Source organism: Pseudocolwellia antarctica (assembly GCF_049933045.1).
Taxonomy (GTDB): domain Bacteria; phylum Pseudomonadota; class Gammaproteobacteria; order Enterobacterales; family Alteromonadaceae; genus Pseudocolwellia.
The window spans coordinates 2,922,642-2,940,498 of sequence record NZ_CP187926.1 but is presented as its reverse complement, the minus strand read 5'-3'; the positions used below and the strand labels follow the sequence as shown (position 1 = coordinate 2,940,498).

Below are 17,857 nucleotides of genomic sequence, written 5' to 3'. Positions count from 1 at the left end.
TAGCACAGTTTATGCTGTGTTACTGTTTAGCGCTTTTATAGGAATTCACATTCATTGCAATCCACAGTAGAACCATCGTCACAATGGAGAATTAATGCTTCACAGCGTTTAAATTCTGATCCATTGCTTGATAGCTTAGTACTTCTTACTGAACACTTCGGGAACCCTTGTTCCGCCGAAGCGTTGACTGCTGGGTTACCTATAACCAGTAATAACATGTCACCTGAATTATTACCTCAAGCAGCTTCAAGAGCAGGTCTTAGTGCAAAACTTGTGCGTAAAGGCTTAAACGAACTGCCTTCAATGTTATTACCATGTATTTTAATGTTGAAAGACAAAAGTGCCTGTGTTTTACAAGAACTGAATATAGAAGAAAACAAAGCAATTGTTACCTTACCTGAAACAGGTGGTGAAGAACGTTTAACAATAGAAGAGTTAGAATCTAATTACGTCGGTTATCTGTTCCTGATTAAGCAACAATATCGAGGCGATAGAGAATTTGATGTACATATAAATGACACAACAGAATATTGGTTATTCAAGCATTTAAGAGCAGCAGCACCTATTTATCGCGATGTAATTATTGCATCGATTATGGTGAACATTTTTGCTTTAGTTTCACCATTATTTATCATGAATATTTACGACAAAGTTGTACCTAACTTAGCATTTGAATCCCTTTGGGTACTTGCTATTGGTGCGGGTATTGCTTATATATTCGATTTCATCTTAAAGCAGTTACGTGGCTATCTCATTGATGTCGCAGGTAAGAAAATAGACATTGAAGTATCATCTAAATTGTTTGCCAAAGTTATCGGGATCCCTCTTGAAAAAAGAGCACCAAGTATTGGTGGAATGGCTAAGCAAATAAGTGAATTTGATAACGTGAGGGAGTTCTTTTCCTCGGCGACAATAACTGCATTGGTCGATCTACCTTTTTCATTTTTATTTATGTTTTGTATTTGGCTGGTGGCAGGTGATTTAGTTTTATTTCCTATCATTTCATCTTTGCTTATTATCGGTTATACCGTCTTAAAGCAACCTAAGCTTAGAGCCGCTATTGAAGAAAGTAATAAGTTTTCTGGTTTGCGTCATGGTCACTTGATTGAGTGTTTAGGCGCTGTCGAATCAATTAAAGCGAATGGTGCAGAAGGTGTTGTACAAAATGCTTGGCAGCAAATGGTTGGTCATACATCAACATGGTTACTTAAATCAAAAGTTATTACTAACTCAGTGGTTAACTTTGCTAGCTTCATTTTACAAGTATCTGTTGTTGCGGTAGTTGTACTTGGTGTTTATCGTGTTTCTGAAAACCTAATATCGATGGGTGGGATCATTGCAGCGGTCATGTTAACAAGTAGAGCTATATCTCCTATTGCAAAATTAGCAGGCTTAATGACACGTTCAAATCAAACAATAAGTGCATTACGTCAACTTGATAGCTTAATGCAAGAGAAAGGCGAGTTTGAAGATAAAGGACACTTAGCCAGTCGTACTAAATTATCAGGCAATATTTCTGCAGATAATATCAGTTTTACCTATCCTGGAACGGATGTTGAAACCTTGCATAAAATGTCGGTTAACATCAAGCAAGGTGAGAAAATTGCCATCATTGGTCGTAATGGATCAGGCAAAACCACCTTAGCAAAGTTATTACTCGGCTTATACCAAACAACCAGTGGTAGTATTCGTTTTGATGGTTTGAATCATCAACAAATACACCCAAGTGATTTACGTCGTAATGTGGGTTATCTACCACAAGATATCACTCTTTTTCACGGTACTATTCGCGATAATATTTTATTTGGTACTCGTCAAGTCACAGAATATCAATTGATCAGAGCTGTACAGCTTTCAGGTGTAAGCGCCTTTACTGATCACGAAGCGCAAGGGCTTGATCGCCAAGTCGGTGAAAGTGGTAATGCATTATCAAGAGGTCAACGTCAGTCCATTGCTTTAGCTAGAGCTATTCTTAATACGCCTCAAATATTATTACTTGATGAACCTACAGCAAGTCTTGATGCGAGAGCAGAAAAACAATTTATAAAGTCACTTTCTGCCACTGCCAATGAACGTACCTTATTACTTATCACCCATAAAACAGAGCTTTTACACTTAGTTGATCGCATTATTGTTATCGAAAATGGAAAACTTGTTGTTGATGGTCCAAAAGATGTTGTTTTAAAACAGCTTAAAGGCGAGAAAGTAGATCAGGAGGGTTCACTTTGAAAGTAAGCCAAAAAGATCTAGAAATGGCAGACGATGTATACGGCGCGATGTTAACAGAAGTGCCGAGCTTACATCGATTAACTATATGGGCAATGGCAGGATTACTCTTCAGCTTTATCTTATGGGCAAGTTTTTCCTCATTAGAGAAAGTTACTTCGGGCTCAGGTAAGGTTATCCCTTCATCACAAATACAAATTATTCAAAGTTTAGATGGTGGTGTACTTGAAAAGCTTTTTGTTCAAGAAGGTATGCAAGTTGTCAAAGGTCAGCCTATTGCGAGAATTGACGATACACGTTTTCGTTCTGACTTTGCAGAGCAAAAGCAAGAAGTTGACAGTTTAAGAGCTAACATCATTCGATTGAGAGCAGAATTGTCGAGTATTTTAGTGGGTGTAAATGATGATTGGAAACTGCAAATAGATATAAATAAACAAATTCCTATTTATCCAGAAGATTTGAATGAAAAGGCAGGTCTTCTCGTTGAGAGACAACAAGACGAATATGCAGGACGGTTAGATAATTTAATTAACCAATTAGCCATACAATACCAGAAAATACAGCAACGTGAGCAAGAAATTGCTGAACTTGATTCTAAAATAGCCACTTTAAAAGTTAGTTATAGTTTAGCCAGTAAAGAGCTCGATTTAACTCGACCTTTGGCACAGAAAAATATTGTGTCAAAAATAGAATTATATAAGCTTGAACGCAGTGTTAACGAATTAAAAGGTGAGTTAGACGGTATACAGTTATTGTCACCTAAATTAAGATCAGCCTTGCAAGAATCAATACTTAATCGCCGTGAAACCGCTTTAGCTTATCGCGCTGAAGCAAGAGCAAAATTAAATGAGTTACAAAATACGCTGTCTAGAATAAACGAAGCGCAAGTTGGAGCTCAAGATAAAGTAACCAAAGCACAAATTGTATCACCTGTTGTAGGTACAATTAAAACCATATATATTAATACGTTAGGTGGCGTTGTAAAGCCAGGGGAAACAATTGTAGAAATTGTACCTACAGAAGATATGTTAATGGTTGAAGCAAAAGTAACCCCTAGAGATATAGGCTTTATTTATCCAGGTTTACCTGCTGTTGTGAAAATCACCGCGTATGACTTTGCAAGATACGGTGGTTTAAAAGGGAAGGTTGTGCATATTAGTGCTGACACAACCCAAGATAAGGAAGGAAATAGTTTTTATATAATACGAGTTAAAACAGAAGCATCAAGTATTAGAAATAAAAACAACGAAGAAATGCCTATTATTCCAGGGATGCTGAGTAATGTAGATGTAATTACCGGTAAGCGGACAATATTAGAATATATATTGAACCCAATATTACGTGCCAACGAAGCCGCCTTGAGAGAAAGATAGAGTATGATTTTAGTGTTAAACAACAAAATATGGAAATTAAAATGAAAATGAAAATGTTTGGTATAAACCGATTAGGAATATATAGCCTACTTGGTTTATCTGCGTTATGTTCGCCAATAATTAACGCCCAAAGTTTAGAAATGGCTGTGGCTCAAGCGTTAGATACACACCCTGATATAAAACAAGCGTTCGCCCGCTTTAAATCAAAAGAAGAAGACGTGAATAGAGCTTCTGCGGGCTACTTACCTACTATTGATTTAAATGCTGGTTACGGGTACGAGTATACCGATACCCCTGGTAATCGTAGAAGTTCACTAGGTTTCAGTGATGGAGAAACAGAGCTAAAACGTGGTGAATTTGGTGTTAGTTTAAGTCAAATGATTTTTGATGGAATGCTTACAAGCAGTGAAGTTGATAGAACAACTTATGAAGCAAGTGCTGAAAAGTGGACACTTATCGCTGAAGCAGAAGATTTAGCATTAGAAGTCAGTCAAGCATATTTAAATCACATTAAAACAGAACAGATTATTACATTATCAGAAAAAAATGTAAGTTCTCATCAAGAGATTTATGAGCAAATTAAAGAGCGAACTGAATCTGGTTTAGGTAGCGTAGCTGACTTATCACAAGTAACAGGTCGTTTAGCTCGAGCTCAATCAAACTTGATTGCGGCACGAAATAACGCTTTAGATGCTCGTACTCTTTTTATGCGTTTAACTAATACACCACCAAAAAACTTAGTAGTACCTGTACCAGATGCAGATATGTTACCTAAAAGTCGTGAACAGGGGTTAGAAATAGCAACAGTAAATCATCCTGTTATTAAATCAGCGGGTCAAGATATTGAAGCTGCACACTCTTTTAGAAAGTCAGTTAAAGCAAGCTATTACCCAACCATAACGTTTGAGTTAAATGCTAACTCTGATAACGATCTTGCTGGTGAAAGTGGTATTAATCGATTTGGTGATAACGTAGGCGGACATCGAAATGATGTAACAGCCATGATACGTTTAAAATATAACTTATTTTCTGGTGGCAAAGATGTTGCTCAAGAACGAAGTGCTGCATATAAAGTGAATGAAGCTCGAGAAATAAACTACAGTGCACATCGTCAAGTAACCGAAAGCTATGACTATGCATGGAGTGCATTTGAAATGCTTAGCTTACAAAAAGGTTATATTAAACAACACATCATTACTTCTAAAGAAACGCAACTAGCCTATAAAGAGCAATTCAGTTTAGGACAAAGAAACTTATTAGATTTACTTGATACTGAAAACGAACTTTTCCAAGCTAGACAAGATTATTTAGATGCAAAATATAGCGAATTAAGTGCTCGATATAGATTACTAAATTCTACAGGACAATTGCTTGATTCATTACGTGTAACACGTTCTATAGCGTGGCAAGGAGAACATGATTATGAGCAAGGAGCTAACAATGAATAATCAAATGTTAAGTATTTCAAAAACAAATATTGCTGTTGTCATTTTTACCACAATATTAATAAGTGCTTGTGCAGGAAATAGAATTGTTAACAATGACGCACCTGTTGAGCAATTAAAAAACCTAAATGATTATGACAGTGATGGTGTCATTAAAGCGCGTGAAAAATGTGATGAAACAGTGCTTGGTGCATCTATAGATAATTATGGCTGTGGTAATCAAATTACTAAAATGGAACCATTCAAAATAAACGTTAAGTTTGCTAATGACTCGTTTGCTATACCTGATTTAGCTTACGATAAAATTAAAGAGCTAGCTGACTTCCTTAAAGAAAATGAAAAAATAGAAGTCGTTATTGAAGGTCATACAAGTAAAGTAGGTAAAGTTACTCATAACCAAACGTTATCAGAACAAAGAGCCAAAGCTGTTGTTTTAGTATTAATACATGACTTTAAAATACCAGAAGCTCGTCTTAACTACGTAGGTTATGGTTTTCAACGCTTAGAAAATGAAGCGCAAACTGATGAGGCTCATGCAGCTAATCGACGTATTATGGCTGAGCTAACGCATACTGAACATTTTGATGAGATGGAATGGACCATTTATAGCGTTGATCAAGAACTGTAATGACAAGAGAGTAATATGAATAAACCTCGCTTTCTAGCAGCGTTGTTATCAAAACCTATTCAAGTATTACTCTTTAGTTTTACGCTTGTATCTGTGCATTCGGCTTCCGAGAATTCACAGTTAGATGAAGCTAAAATTGTTAAGTCATTAAAAAATAATTATGGAAATAGAGCAGAGAAAAGAGGTAAAGCTTGGTTTAAGTTAATGAAGCCAGCAACAGTCAATACTGAAAAAGAAACCTTAAAAAAGGTTAACCGATTTTTTAATATGTTCCATTTTATTGATGACAGTAAGTTGTGGGGAGTTAATAACTACTGGGCGACTCCCGTTGAGTTTATTGGTGTAAATGGCGGCGATTGTGAAGATTATTCCATTGCTAAGTATTTTACCTTACTGGAGTTGGGCATACCTGACGAGAAGATGCGTATTACTATGGTAAAAGCCGTACATCTCGATCAATATCATATGGTATTAGCTTATTATGATACGCCAGGCTCCATTCCTCTTATTTTAGATAATATTGATGGTGTAATAAAACCCGCCACTAAACGTAACGATCTTATACCTGTATATAGTTTTAATGGTAGCCAACTATGGCTAAATAAAGATAAAGGGCGTGGGGTGCTTAGCGGCAAATCTTCTCGTTTAAAATCTTGGCGTGATTTACGCCAACGCATAAATACAGCCACACTTAAACAACCCAAGCTAAAGCTGGAGTTTTAAAGCAATGACCTTATTCCGACAAATAAACTCGTTATTATTTGGACTGTTTCTGTTAGTAATGACCAGCTTGGTTTACTTTCAGTTTAGCCAAGCCAAAGATTTCATGAGCAAACAAATGGAGTCTGATTTAAACAATACCATGACCTCGCTAGGTTTGATGTTACAACCCCATATAGAAACAGGGGATATAGCGTCAGCCGAAACTTTAGTAAATGTTATTTTTGAAGGCGGATTTTATCGTAAAGTAACGTTAACGTGGCTTGTTGATGGTAAAGAGCAAGTATGGGAAAACCCTGTTGTTATAGAAGGTGTTCCAAAGTGGCTTGTTGATTTAGATTTATTTGATGTACAGAAAAAACAAAGCACAATTACTTCAGGCTGGATGCAATTAGCAACGCTTGAAATAGAAGGACATCCTGCTTTAGGTTATCAAGAATTATGGAGAATAATGAATGATACGGTGATGATCTTATCTTTCTTATTTATCCTCTCTATTTTTGCACTAAGACTTAGATTAAACAGAATTTTAAAGCCATTGAATAAGATGGCAGTGCAAGCGAAAGAAATTGCGCAACGTAAGTTTGGCGATGACATTGAAATGCCAAAAACAACAGAACTACAAGAGCTAGTAACGGCAATTAACTCAATGTCAGGACAATTGAAAAATGTTTTTACTACATTAGAAGATGAAGTTAGCGAGCTAAAAGAAAATAAACTTATTGATCAAGTTTCTCATCTGCCTAATCGACAATATTTATCTGCTCAAATGAATAACTGGTTGAACGAACCTGGTTATGGCGGACTTATTTTAGCTAAATTTGATTGGCTAGAAGAAGTGTATAGTAAATACGGTTATCAAGGGCGAGATGAAATTATAAAAGCCCTTTCTAGTAGAATGAAGGAAGAGTTACCTGAGATTGCTGATAGTATTATTGCACGTATTGCCAATACAGAATTTGCCTTTTTAATTACTAAGGCTGAGCATCATCAAATAGAAAAATACTTACAAACACTCATTCGTATTATCAACCAAGAGATTACCAAAGCAGGCTGTTTAGCTAATGATAAGTTTTACTTGGGTGTAAGTCAGCGTTTCGACAATATGCAGCCATCAGATCTTATGTCACAAACAGATAATGCATTACAACAAGCTTATCGAGAAAACAAAATAAGTCATTGGATAGATGCCGAACAGCCACAAAAGTACAGTAGAGCTCAATGGCGCAGTAAACTAGAAGATTCTATATCGAACTACCACTTTATTTTTCAGTGGCAACCTGTGTTAAACATGAACACTAAAGAAGTTATTCACCGAGAAATATATTGTCGTTTAAGTATTGATGAAAGCATAGTAACGGCTGCTGAATTTATGCCGTTTATTGAGTTACTTTCTTTAGGTAGTCAACTTGATAAATGTTTATTAGAAACGATTGAACAGCAACATATTTTAGCTATCGAGCTACAGCCAATTGCGATAAATTTAAGTCATGATAGCTTGATTGATGCTAACTTCTTAATTTGGTTAGGTCAGTTTTTACGAAAAGCCTCACATGTAGATCGTATGTTGTTTGAAATACCTGAGTCAGCATTATTAAGCTCATTTGAACAATGTAATAATATTGTACAAGTAATTAAAGCCGCAGGAGCTAAAATAGGAATAGATCATTGCGGACGTCAGATAGGCTCTCTTGATTATCTACAGAAGTTACAGCCTGACTATATTAAGCTTGATCAGTCTTTTACCTTCTATGACAAGTTAAACCAGAGTAATGAGTTATGTCGTGCCCTGATGAATGTTGCTAAAGGCTTAAACATTGAAGTAATTATTACGGGAGTTGAAGACCAAGAGCAACTTACTCATTTTACAGGGTTAAAAGCGAATGGTTACCAAGGTTATATTTCTGCACCAGAAGATGTTGTAGTTAAGTAAGCTTGTAGTTATACCAAACGGATTAATTTATTGAGCAACTTAGAACTACATTAGCAAGCTTAGAACAAGCAAAATTGATTAAACATAGTCATTCTATATTTCTTCAATTTTGTGATGTTATCAGTTTGCTAATGAGCTCCCGAAGGGCGAGAATTTAAAGGCTCATATGCTGCGTTATTGATTTTGACAAGGTTCCTACATGGATGTAGGACATTAGGGTAACGCAGGAGCAGTTACCGAGAATAACCATTCTCTTCAATCAATGCCTTGCCTCTAAGCCTTTAAATTCTCGCTAAGTGAGCAATAAATTAATCCGTTTGGTATTATTAGGTGCTCCCAAGTACACCTCAAAAAATAGGTAGCTAAATGCTATCTATTTTTTTATTCATCATTTTTATAAAATATTTATACATTAACGTAAAGTAAATAAAGTATCTTTATCGCGCATTAAGTACAGCCCAATACAAGCACCCAGCATAGGTAAAGAGCCAAAATATAGTAATTGATGAATCTCATAAGGTGGGAGCAAACGCCATGCGGAAACTAAGGTTGTTATTGAGTGTGCAATTAACACGATAGCGTAGGTGATATTTTTAAACTTCCCGACTAGAAAGAGTAGTACAACGATTAGTTCTGCAATCCCAACAGCCATTAATATAGGCTGATTGATCGTTACACTATAATAATGGGCTATCATTCCACTATTATGAGAATAGTTAACAATTTTATCTATTGTCCATGCTAAGAAAACTATAGCGACACCTACACGCATCGCGAATAAAGATATTTTTACTTTCATTTCATCTGACATAACTTTCCCTATTAATTTTGAATAATGTATATCTTTCCGATAAGGAAATCGGAATAGACAGTATGAAAATTTAGTATACATACATTCATATATAACATTTGTTTATAATATTTCGTCATTAATAAATAATATTTATTAATATGCAAAGTCACTTTTATCGAGATGATGAAATGAAATGTCTAAACTCAAGGTCTAGTTAATTACTAATAAAATACAGATAGTAAATATCAAAAGTTACTTTTTCGTATTACTTTTAACTAGATAATTTATAAAGGCATCATATGACATCGCTTACATTTAAAGGCACTGAAATCCAAACTAAAGGGGCTTTCCCTACTATAGGCGAATCAGCACCTGACTTCTCATTAGTGACAAAAGAACTGTCTGAAATATCATTAGCTGATCTAAAAGGCAAAAGAGTCATTTTTAATATTTTTCCTAGTATTGATACTCCTGTTTGCGCATTACAATTGAAAAAATTTAATGGCATGGTGTCTAGTTTAGAAAATACAGTACTTTTATTTTCATCTCTTGATTTACCTTTCGCTTTTAGCCGTTTTTGTGCAGCAGAGAATATCGACAATGCGATAACAACATCAGATTATAGACATGGTAGTTTAGCTGAATCTTATGGCGTGAAAATGTTTGGTGGGCCTCTTGATGGTTTGTACGCAAGAGCTGTTATAATTTTAGATGAAGAACATAAGGTGATTTATAGTGAGCTTGTTTCGGAAGTAACAGATGAGCCAAACTATGATGCAGCACTAGCAGCGTTAAAGTAAACCTTAGTAACAACCAAAGCGAATTGTCTGATTTCTCCATAATTATCAGAAAGCTTTTATTTGAACCAAGAGTATTTAAATTATGAAGATGGTTTATGCCAACGAAAATCATTTTCTTGTGACTAATGTAAGAAACCTTATTGAAGCACAAGGCATCAGAACTTTTATCAAAAATGAATTTGCTCAAGGGGCTGTGGGTGAAATTTCGGCTTTTGACTCATGGCCAGAAGTTTGGGTTTTTGATGACGCTGACTTTGATCTTGCTAATGAAATAGCGATAAGCTCTCAAACTATTACTAAATCTGATGATTGGGTGTGTGAGCATTGTTCTGAATCGAACGATCCCTCATTCGAAATTTGCTGGAAGTGTCAGAGTGATAATACATAGCTTTTCAATCAACGACAACTAAGCTCATGAGGAAATGACTCCAGCATTTGTTAATAGGTACTGGAGTTTTTTATTAGATTTTTGTATTTAAACAATTATTAATTTCATCATGTAATTTTTCTGACTGAATAGGCTTAGGTATAAAAGCATTCATCCCTATTTTAAAGCATTGTTCAATATCGTCGTTCACAACACTTGCTGTTACTGCAATGATAGGGGTAGCTGGTAGGTTATGAGTCTTCTCGTAGCTTCTTATTTCTTCACTTGCTTCAAAGCCATCTTTTATCGGCATCATTAAGTCCATCAAAATAATATCGAAACTCTGATCTTTCGTGTAAATATCAATAGCCTCTTGTCCATCATTTGCCAAAACAAACTGATAGTTTTTTTGTTTAAGGATTAAAGATGCTACTTTTTGGTTGATCCTATTATCTTCAACAATTAATACTTTTATTGCAGAAGTTGGTGCTTTGCTTTCTTTATTGTCTTCTACTTGAATTAACTTCTTCTCTTTTTTATTTTTCACTGAGAGGGCATTAACAATACGACTCTTAAGCATTTCTGGTTTGAATGGTTTTGGTAGGTAATCATCCATACCCGCTAAGAAACAATTTTTAATATCACCTTCAATAACACTGGCCGTTAAAGCAATAATAATAGATCGAGTTTTATTCTCTTTAGCTTCGTATTCTCGAATCTCTTTAGTTGCTGTAAATCCGTCTTTTATCGGCATCATGCAATCCATTAGTACAAGATCGTATTCACCAGACTTAAACATTTCTACAGCTTCTTCACCATCGTTAGCTATATCGAACTTATAGCCTAAAGCTTTGATGTGTAAAGAGGCTATTTTCTGATTTATTTTATTGTCGTCAACTAATAGGATCCTATGATCCATCGATGTGTCTTGTTCTGTATCAGACTCTTCATTATGTTGAGATATAACCCTTTTATGGCTCCGCTCTAGTGCTTTCTTGAGTCGGTTTCCTAATAATGGGAAAGTCAGTAGGGCGCTAATACTTTGTTGAAAATCAAGTGGTTTAACATTCAGCGGACTAACTAAACATACTGCGCTATTGCCTCGGTTATAAATCTGTAGCTTGGCTAAATCAAGATATTCATATTGTTTTGGAGTAATCGCATAAACAATGATTTGTGAAGTGCTTTCACTTTGGTTAGGTACACTCTCAAGTGATAACTTGTAATCTGTGATGGTTAAGCCCAAAAATTCAAGTTGTTGCATCATGGTTTTAGTGATTACTGAATCATCACATACAAGAATAATTTGAGTTTCATCGAGTAAGGTATATTTTTCTATATTCTGTTGTGGAACATCTAAGGGTAGAGAAAAGTAGAAACGGCTGCCTTTACCTTTTTCGGAATCTAACGCAAGCTTGCCACCCATAAGCTCAATAAGTTGAGTGCTAATGGCTAAGCCTAAACCCGTTCCGCCAAACTGTCTGGTTGTTGAGTTATCTTCTTGAGAAAATGGTTCGAATATGTTCTTTCTCTGCGCTTCATCGATACCGATACCTGTATCGGTTACTTCAAATAAGCATGAGGTGTCATCGCCTTTTTTCTCACATGTTATGCTTATAGTGATGCAGCCCTTTTCGGTAAATTTAACGGCGTTAGACATTAAATTCATTAATACTTGTCTTATACGGTGATCATCCGCCATTACTCTTAAAGGTAAGTTTTGGTCTATATTTATTTGCAGTGAAATTGCTTTTTCTTTAATTTTAGGCGTAACAATAGCGGCAATATCATAAACACTTTCACGCAAACAAGTAGAGTATGCGCTAATCGGAAGTTTGCCTGATTCTATTTTAGAGAAATCCAATATGTCGTTAATTAAACTGAGTAAAAGCTGAGAAGATATTTCTATTGTATCCACATAATCTTTTTGAGTTGCACTCAGGTTGGTGCTAGCAAGTATTTCCGAAATACCAATAACACCGTTAAGTGGCGTACGAATTTCATGAGACATATTTGCAAGAAAGCTACTTTTGGCTTTACTGGCTTTAATCGCTATTTCTTTTGCTTCTACAGCATCATTTTTACTAGCAATTAAATCTCTTTGGTTTTGTTGATGTTCTATAGCGAGTCGTTCAACTTCAACAGCAAACTTACTGAGTTCGTCATTACCTTCAATATGCAGTTTTAGTTCGCGTTCGTGATCGCCTTTATGATCTAAGAAGTCTAATACGGTATTCAAGTTTGAAATAATATGTTTTGCTAATTTACTGCCAAACACGAGTAATAATAAAATGGATAAGGCAGTGATACTGAAAAATATAATACGATATTGCTCAAAGGTACTTACTGATTTTTGGATGTTTTGTTGTAGTTGTTCGTTTATTGCCTTAGCTACATTTTGGAAAAGCGATAGTCGTTGAGAAAATGCTTCTGTGCCTTGCTCAAGTGCTTGAGGTGTTATTTGAGTGATTAAATTATTATCAAGAAGCTGCTCTCGGAAAGTATTACTTTGTTCGAAAGCTATATTAGAAAATACACTAAGTAATAATTTAGTTTGAGATTTATCGGCATTTATTGCCAAAAATCTATCGACAAAGAGTTGCTGATTTTGAATTAAGGCACGTATCTCGTCTCTTACCAATTCTGTTAAGTCTTTATGTTCATATTCGAGAATTATTTCACTTTGCCAAATTTCGTCTTGTACCCAAAAAGATAACCACTCTAGCTGGAGTAAAGCTTGTAAATTACTATCCACAACTTCCATAGGGGCTTTGAAATGGGTTTTTTCTATGGTTAATAAAAGTTCTTTATATACACTTGTTTGCCATTGAATTGCATCGTGTTTACTTTCTTTATCTTCGGCATTTTCTATTGCGTTGATAGCTTCTTTATATTGCTCGATAAGTTGTTGGTATTGCTGTACTTCATATTCAGAAAATATTTCAGTATTTTGATCTGTAATTATCGCTAATTTAGATAACACTTTCTGTTGAAGCGTAAATTTATTAGACGAATTGCTATCTGAAAAATGTAATTCATGTGCCGCATTATTAAGGTTTTTTAGTTGGCTGATAACATCAACTAGATGAGTTGCTTTTTCTAAGCTCGTTAATTGGTCGTTAACTTCTAAAACCTGTCGGCTAGAAATCCCAATAATAACGATGGCAGGTAACAGTACTAGCCCCCATACTTTTTTTCTTATACTTAAATTGTTTCTTAAACGGCGAAAAAACATTTAGGTTTCCATTCCTTAATTCACGAGGGTTTACTAGGTTATGATCGACTTTTCAAATATGTGCTTTGTTAAACTTAAAGACGTTTTAATAAACGACGTATTACTTTAAAGCATCACTAAAAAGATAACTGTTCCTAATTTGATTATTTTATTTTAGGACACTAATTCAATTATTACTATGTCATACCAATTTTTATCCTCTTAATTGATAAATAATAATTCTAATGTAATGTTTACTTGAGTATTTTTATCTATAGTCTAGGCTATAATCATAATAACTAATTCATTAAACTGTAAGATGGTTAAAATGGTAGCAAGGGCGCATCAGTCACATCACTCAAATTTAATAAAAAAGAATAAACGTGTTGTTAATACATTATTTATTTTTTGCCTTATATGCATCCCGTTTAGTTTTATCATTACCTCTCAAGCACAGGCCAACGAGGCATTGGCTGTATTTACATTAACGGAAGACTTTAATAAATTATCTAAAAGTAAGGTGCGAATGTTATTTCGTGGGAAATTAAAATATTTACAAGGAAATAAAGTGGAATTGTCTGACTGGCCACAGAGTAATAGTATACGAAATGAATTTTATCAGGAGCTACTAGGTAAAGATTTAGCTCAAATGAATGCATATTGGGCAAGCCTCTCCTTTTCAGGAAAGGCTAGGCCGCCAAAAGAAATAAATCAAGACTCAATGGAAGCTCTACTCCTTTGGTTATCAGCTAAGCGCTTTCGTATCGGCTACGCTCCTGTTAGCGTTATACCTAAAGATGCTAATGTGCTTTATATTGTAGAAAAGGAGGATCTATGATGCTTAAAAAACTCATGGTATTACTCCTATCAAGTGCTAGTTTTTATTCAGCGGCAACGATTGAGTTAACAGAACAGCTGTCATTAAGTGGCTTTGGCTCTACGTCATTAACCAAATCTGATAACTCAACCCCATTAATTATTAACCGCAAAATTACAGATGAAACTTGCCGGGATTGTGATACAACATTTGGTATTCAGCTCGATTATTATAATGATGCTTTTAAAGCGTCAGCACAATTAGTTAAACGCCCGCAAGATGAATGGAGCGAGCCTGAATTGGAATGGGCTTATGTTGGTTATAATATTGGTGAGTTAGAGATAAGAGCAGGTCGTTTAAGGCTTCCTGTGTTCTTAGCATCTGAATATTATTATGTTGGGCATGCTTATAACTATGCTAGACCTCCTGTAGAACTTTATAATTCTATATTAGGTATAACAGCATACAATGGTGTTAATCTTGTTTGGAACACTGTTTTATTTGATGAGTATCAATTATCTATTACGCCTTTTATTTCATTATCGGAAACTAACACAATAGATGCGACTCAGACATTAGATATAGAGCTAGACATAGATAAAATGTCGGGTATAAGTTTGGCACTTTCTGGTGAATACTATCGTTGGAACTTATCTTATTTTTCTGCAGATTTCGATCAGACATTCAAATTTACAAATGCGAGAAGAGCTCCTCCGTACTTTGAATTATCCTTTCCTAATGATCATATCGAACTATTTTCTTTAGGCGCAGAATATGAATTTGATGCTTTATTATTAACTGCGGAAAGACAGATAGCCAACTTACGTTCAACTTGGTATGCGAGCGTAGCTTACAAAATAGATAAATTTGTTCCTTATGTGCAATATGGCGAAAACAGAGCAAAGCAAACCAGTGTTTCAACATTTGCCGATAAATCGGGTAGCAGCTTAGTCGTAGGTATGCGCTACGATTTACTATATAACGTCTCACTTAATCTTGAATGGCAGCACTTTAAAAGTTTTGGTGGGCAAAGAGGCTCATTTGTTGAAACGCCATCACCACAAGATACTGAAGCTAAGCTTTATACCTTAATGTTGAATTTTGTGTTTTAGCTTTATTTAAATATTACTGTTTCCAACCTAGCCCCATAGCTTATTTTATGGGGCTTTTTTATGAGACTAAGGCTATAAAATATAACATTATGAAGTTAATTTTATAGAGTGACCTTTATGATAAAAAATACAACCGGATTAGCTGATTGACTGCTCGAAGAGTTTTTTCCCTTCTTTAAGAATATGCTGAACAGCAGGGTGTTTTACTTTTCGTTCAGGAGATATTAAATAGTATTGCTCTGATATTTCAGTTGTTCTACCTATGAGTTCAACACCAAATTGTTCAATAACATGTTCATCAATAATACTCGGGGCACAAAATGTTCCATAACCCGCCTTACCAAAATATTTAGCTAATACAGAGTCATCAAATTCACCTATGATCACAGGTGATATGTTGAGTTGATCAAACCAAGATAAAACACTCAATCGTTGACTAGAACCTTCACCTGCAGTGAAAAATGGTGTGTTATCTAATGATTGTGGAAAATCTACTCTCAACTTATCAGCTATATCTTTATGGGCAAAAAAGCTAAACCCACATTTACCCACCAAATGGCTATAAGCTTTTAAAGGCGAACCTGTAGGTAGTGCAGTATCCGTTAGTACGGCATCTAATTTGTTAATTGCTAGTTCTCCGAGTAGCACCTCTAAATTGGTTTCTTTACATACTAGCTTTATAGAATCGTCCATGGTGTAAACGGCTTTTAAAAAATTAAAAGAGAATACCTTAGCGATAACATCGGTAACTCCAATCGAGAATCGATAAGTGAAGTCTGTTGAATGATTTTTTAATGAATGTAATAGCTCATCACCTAAACTAAATATCTCTTGTGCGTAACTCAACGTTATTCGACCCATATCATTTAAAATCAGTCGCTTACCATTTCTCTCGAATAACTCATAACCTAACTGCTCTTCAAGCAAGCTAAGTTGCGCACTTAGCGTTTGTGGCGTGATATGTATAACTCTTGACGCTTTAGCAATACTGCCGTGCATTGCAATCGCCTGAAAGTACTGCAAATGGTGGTAATTAAGCCTAGACATAGTTTTTCCCTTAAACAAAAGACATACCTATTTATATTTAAACAATAACATTCCTTATCAACTTTTTGTTGATGATATCGCAAATTTATACGACTTTTTTTGTTTAGGTTAATTGACTATAACTTAAGGTATCAAGTCATAAAGGAGGGAATATGTCGGAAAATAAACTGATACTACATTGGAAACAATTTATAAAAACGGATGCGAGCTCAGGGATCATTTTAGTTTTCTCTGCAGCGCTTGCATTGATCATGGCTAATAGTTTGTTTAGTGCGAATTACAATGATTTTTTAGAGTTTCCAGTCAGTATTACATTAGGTAGTTTTGCTATCAGTAAACCATTAGTGCTTTGGGTAAATGATGGCTTAATGGCTGTATTCTTTTTTGTTGTCGGGTTAGAGATCAAACGGGAACTCTTTTACGGACAATTATCTAAACCTGATCAAATTGTTTTACCTTTTCTAGCTGCGGTAGCGGGTATTATTTTTCCAGCATTAATTTATGTTGGCTTTAACTACCAAGACGCTATTGCAATGAACGGCTGGGCAATACCCTCAGCCACCGACATCGCTTTCGCTTTAGGTATATTTATTTTATTTGGTAAGCATCTACCACCGAGTTTAAAGCTGTTTTTATTATCGGTAGCCATCATTGATGATATTGGTGCCGTTATCATTATTGCTATTTTCTATTCTCAAGATTTAGCACCAAATTCTTTGGTAATAGCGAGTATTGCCGTAGCCACTTTGTTTATCTTTAATCGCTTGAAATTAGAAAATAAAACACCTTATATTTTAGTGTCGGTTATCGTTTGGGCTGCCGTATTAAAATCAGGCGTACATGCAACTTTAGCTGGTTTCATTGTGGCTTGGTTCATACCTATTGCACGCGAACATGATAAGTCGATGTCTTATCAAATAGAGCACGGTTTACATCCTTGGATAGCTTTTTTTGTGTTACCTCTGTTTGCTTTTGCTAATGCAGGTGTTGGTTTAACTAATGTTTCTGTAGATGAGTTATTCACCTCTATATCTATCGGTATTATTGGTGGGCTTTTTATTGGTAAACAATTAGGTATTTTTGCTGCTTGTTATATTGCCGTTAAGTTAAAACTTTGTAATTTACCTAAAGATGCATCTTGGAGCCAGCTATACGGCGTATGTTTATTATGTGGCGTCGGGTTCACCATGAGTTTGTTTATTGGCTCTTTAGCTTTTGAAGAACAAGGACTCGCTTACCAAACCCAAGTAAAAGTAGGCGTATTAGTTGGTTCATTAATTTCAGCTTTTGCGGGTACTTGGTTGATCCGTAAATCATCAAATAAAGTAGCAAGTAACAAATAGCTATAAAAATTCAACATTCACTACAACGTACAGTTAGGA

The 17,857-nt window shown here is 35.2% G+C and carries 14 protein-coding genes; 11 read left to right on the top strand and 3 right to left on the bottom strand.

All coding sequences use genetic code 11. The features are described 5' to 3' along the window. Nucleotides 1–54: 54 nt before the first annotated feature. Genes ACPUVN_RS12745 through ACPUVN_RS12720 form a run of 6 tightly spaced genes read left to right on the top strand, consistent with a single transcriptional unit; the run spans nucleotide 55 to nucleotide 8,325 of the window. Nucleotides 55–2,229 carry a type I secretion system permease/ATPase gene (locus ACPUVN_RS12745; protein WP_426359945.1) on the top strand — a complete coding sequence of 725 codons (2,175 nt, stop codon included), beginning with the start codon at nucleotides 55–57 and terminating at the stop codon, nucleotides 2,227–2,229. Beyond that, the gene (locus ACPUVN_RS12740; protein WP_426369214.1) at nucleotides 2,226–3,599 is read left to right on the top strand and encodes an HlyD family type I secretion periplasmic adaptor subunit; all 1,374 of its coding nucleotides are present in this window, start codon (nucleotides 2,226–2,228) and stop codon (nucleotides 3,597–3,599) included. Before ACPUVN_RS12745 ends, ACPUVN_RS12740 begins: the two co-directional genes overlap by 4 nt. A gap of 47 nt (nucleotides 3,600–3,646) precedes the next feature. Continuing rightward, the gene (locus ACPUVN_RS12735) at nucleotides 3,647–5,047 is read left to right on the top strand and encodes a TolC family outer membrane protein (protein ID WP_426360537.1); all 1,401 of its coding nucleotides are present in this window, start codon (nucleotides 3,647–3,649) and stop codon (nucleotides 5,045–5,047) included. Beyond that, complete coding sequence (locus ACPUVN_RS12730) at nucleotides 5,040–5,672, top strand: OmpA family protein (protein ID WP_426359947.1); 633 nt, start codon at nucleotides 5,040–5,042, stop codon at nucleotides 5,670–5,672. The genes ACPUVN_RS12735 and ACPUVN_RS12730 overlap by 8 nt, the downstream gene beginning before the upstream one ends. A 15-nt stretch (nucleotides 5,673–5,687) precedes the next feature. After that, entirely contained in the window at nucleotides 5,688–6,395 is a 708-nt protein-coding gene (locus tag ACPUVN_RS12725; protein WP_426369213.1) for a transglutaminase-like cysteine peptidase, read from the top strand. Between the two features lie 4 nt (nucleotides 6,396–6,399). Beyond that, nucleotides 6,400–8,325, top strand: a complete 1,926-nt coding sequence (locus ACPUVN_RS12720) for a bifunctional diguanylate cyclase/phosphodiesterase (protein WP_426369212.1) — start codon at nucleotides 6,400–6,402, stop codon at nucleotides 8,323–8,325. Between the two features lie 412 nt (nucleotides 8,326–8,737). Here the strand turns inward: ACPUVN_RS12720 and ACPUVN_RS12715 are convergent, their stop codons facing one another. After that, nucleotides 8,738–9,136 (bottom strand): hypothetical protein, encoded by a 399-nt coding sequence (locus ACPUVN_RS12715; RefSeq protein ID WP_426359950.1) that lies wholly within the window; start codon nucleotides 9,134–9,136, stop codon nucleotides 8,738–8,740. Nucleotides 9,137–9,417: 281 nt separating this feature from the next. Between ACPUVN_RS12715 and tpx the strand changes: the two genes are divergently transcribed. Beyond that, nucleotides 9,418–9,918, top strand: a complete 501-nt coding sequence (gene tpx, locus ACPUVN_RS12710) for a thiol peroxidase (protein ID WP_426359951.1) — start codon at nucleotides 9,418–9,420, stop codon at nucleotides 9,916–9,918. A gap of 82 nt (nucleotides 9,919–10,000) precedes the next feature. Further along, nucleotides 10,001–10,306 (top strand): DUF2007 domain-containing protein, encoded by a 306-nt coding sequence (locus ACPUVN_RS12705; protein WP_426359952.1) that lies wholly within the window; start codon nucleotides 10,001–10,003, stop codon nucleotides 10,304–10,306. A gap of 73 nt (nucleotides 10,307–10,379) precedes the next feature. Here the strand turns inward: ACPUVN_RS12705 and ACPUVN_RS12700 are convergent, their stop codons facing one another. Next, on the bottom strand, nucleotides 10,380–13,520 hold the full coding sequence (locus tag ACPUVN_RS12700; protein ID WP_426369211.1) for a response regulator: 3,141 nt from the start codon (nucleotides 13,518–13,520) through the stop codon (nucleotides 10,380–10,382). Nucleotides 13,521–13,818: 298 nt separating this feature from the next. Between ACPUVN_RS12700 and ACPUVN_RS12695 the strand changes: the two genes are divergently transcribed. Together ACPUVN_RS12695 and ACPUVN_RS12690 are read left to right on the top strand one after the other, a co-directional pair. Beyond that, the gene (locus tag ACPUVN_RS12695) at nucleotides 13,819–14,337 is read left to right on the top strand and encodes a hypothetical protein (protein WP_426359954.1); all 519 of its coding nucleotides are present in this window, start codon (nucleotides 13,819–13,821) and stop codon (nucleotides 14,335–14,337) included. Then, the gene (locus tag ACPUVN_RS12690; RefSeq protein ID WP_426369210.1) at nucleotides 14,334–15,428 is read left to right on the top strand and encodes a hypothetical protein; all 1,095 of its coding nucleotides are present in this window, start codon (nucleotides 14,334–14,336) and stop codon (nucleotides 15,426–15,428) included. The genes ACPUVN_RS12695 and ACPUVN_RS12690 overlap by 4 nt, the downstream gene beginning before the upstream one ends. 138 nt (nucleotides 15,429–15,566) lie before the next feature. Here ACPUVN_RS12690 and nhaR read toward each other — a convergent pair whose 3' ends face one another. Next, nucleotides 15,567–16,475, bottom strand: coding sequence for a transcriptional activator NhaR (gene nhaR, locus ACPUVN_RS12685; protein ID WP_426359957.1), 909 nt, complete (start codon nucleotides 16,473–16,475; stop codon nucleotides 15,567–15,569). Between the two features lie 152 nt (nucleotides 16,476–16,627). Here nhaR and nhaA point away from each other — a divergent pair, with 152 nt between their 5' ends. Further along, nucleotides 16,628–17,818: a Na+/H+ antiporter NhaA gene (gene nhaA / locus ACPUVN_RS12680; protein ID WP_426359958.1), complete on the top strand. Its 1,191-nt coding sequence runs from the start codon at nucleotides 16,628–16,630 to the stop codon at nucleotides 17,816–17,818. Nucleotides 17,819–17,857: the final 39 nt, after the last annotated feature.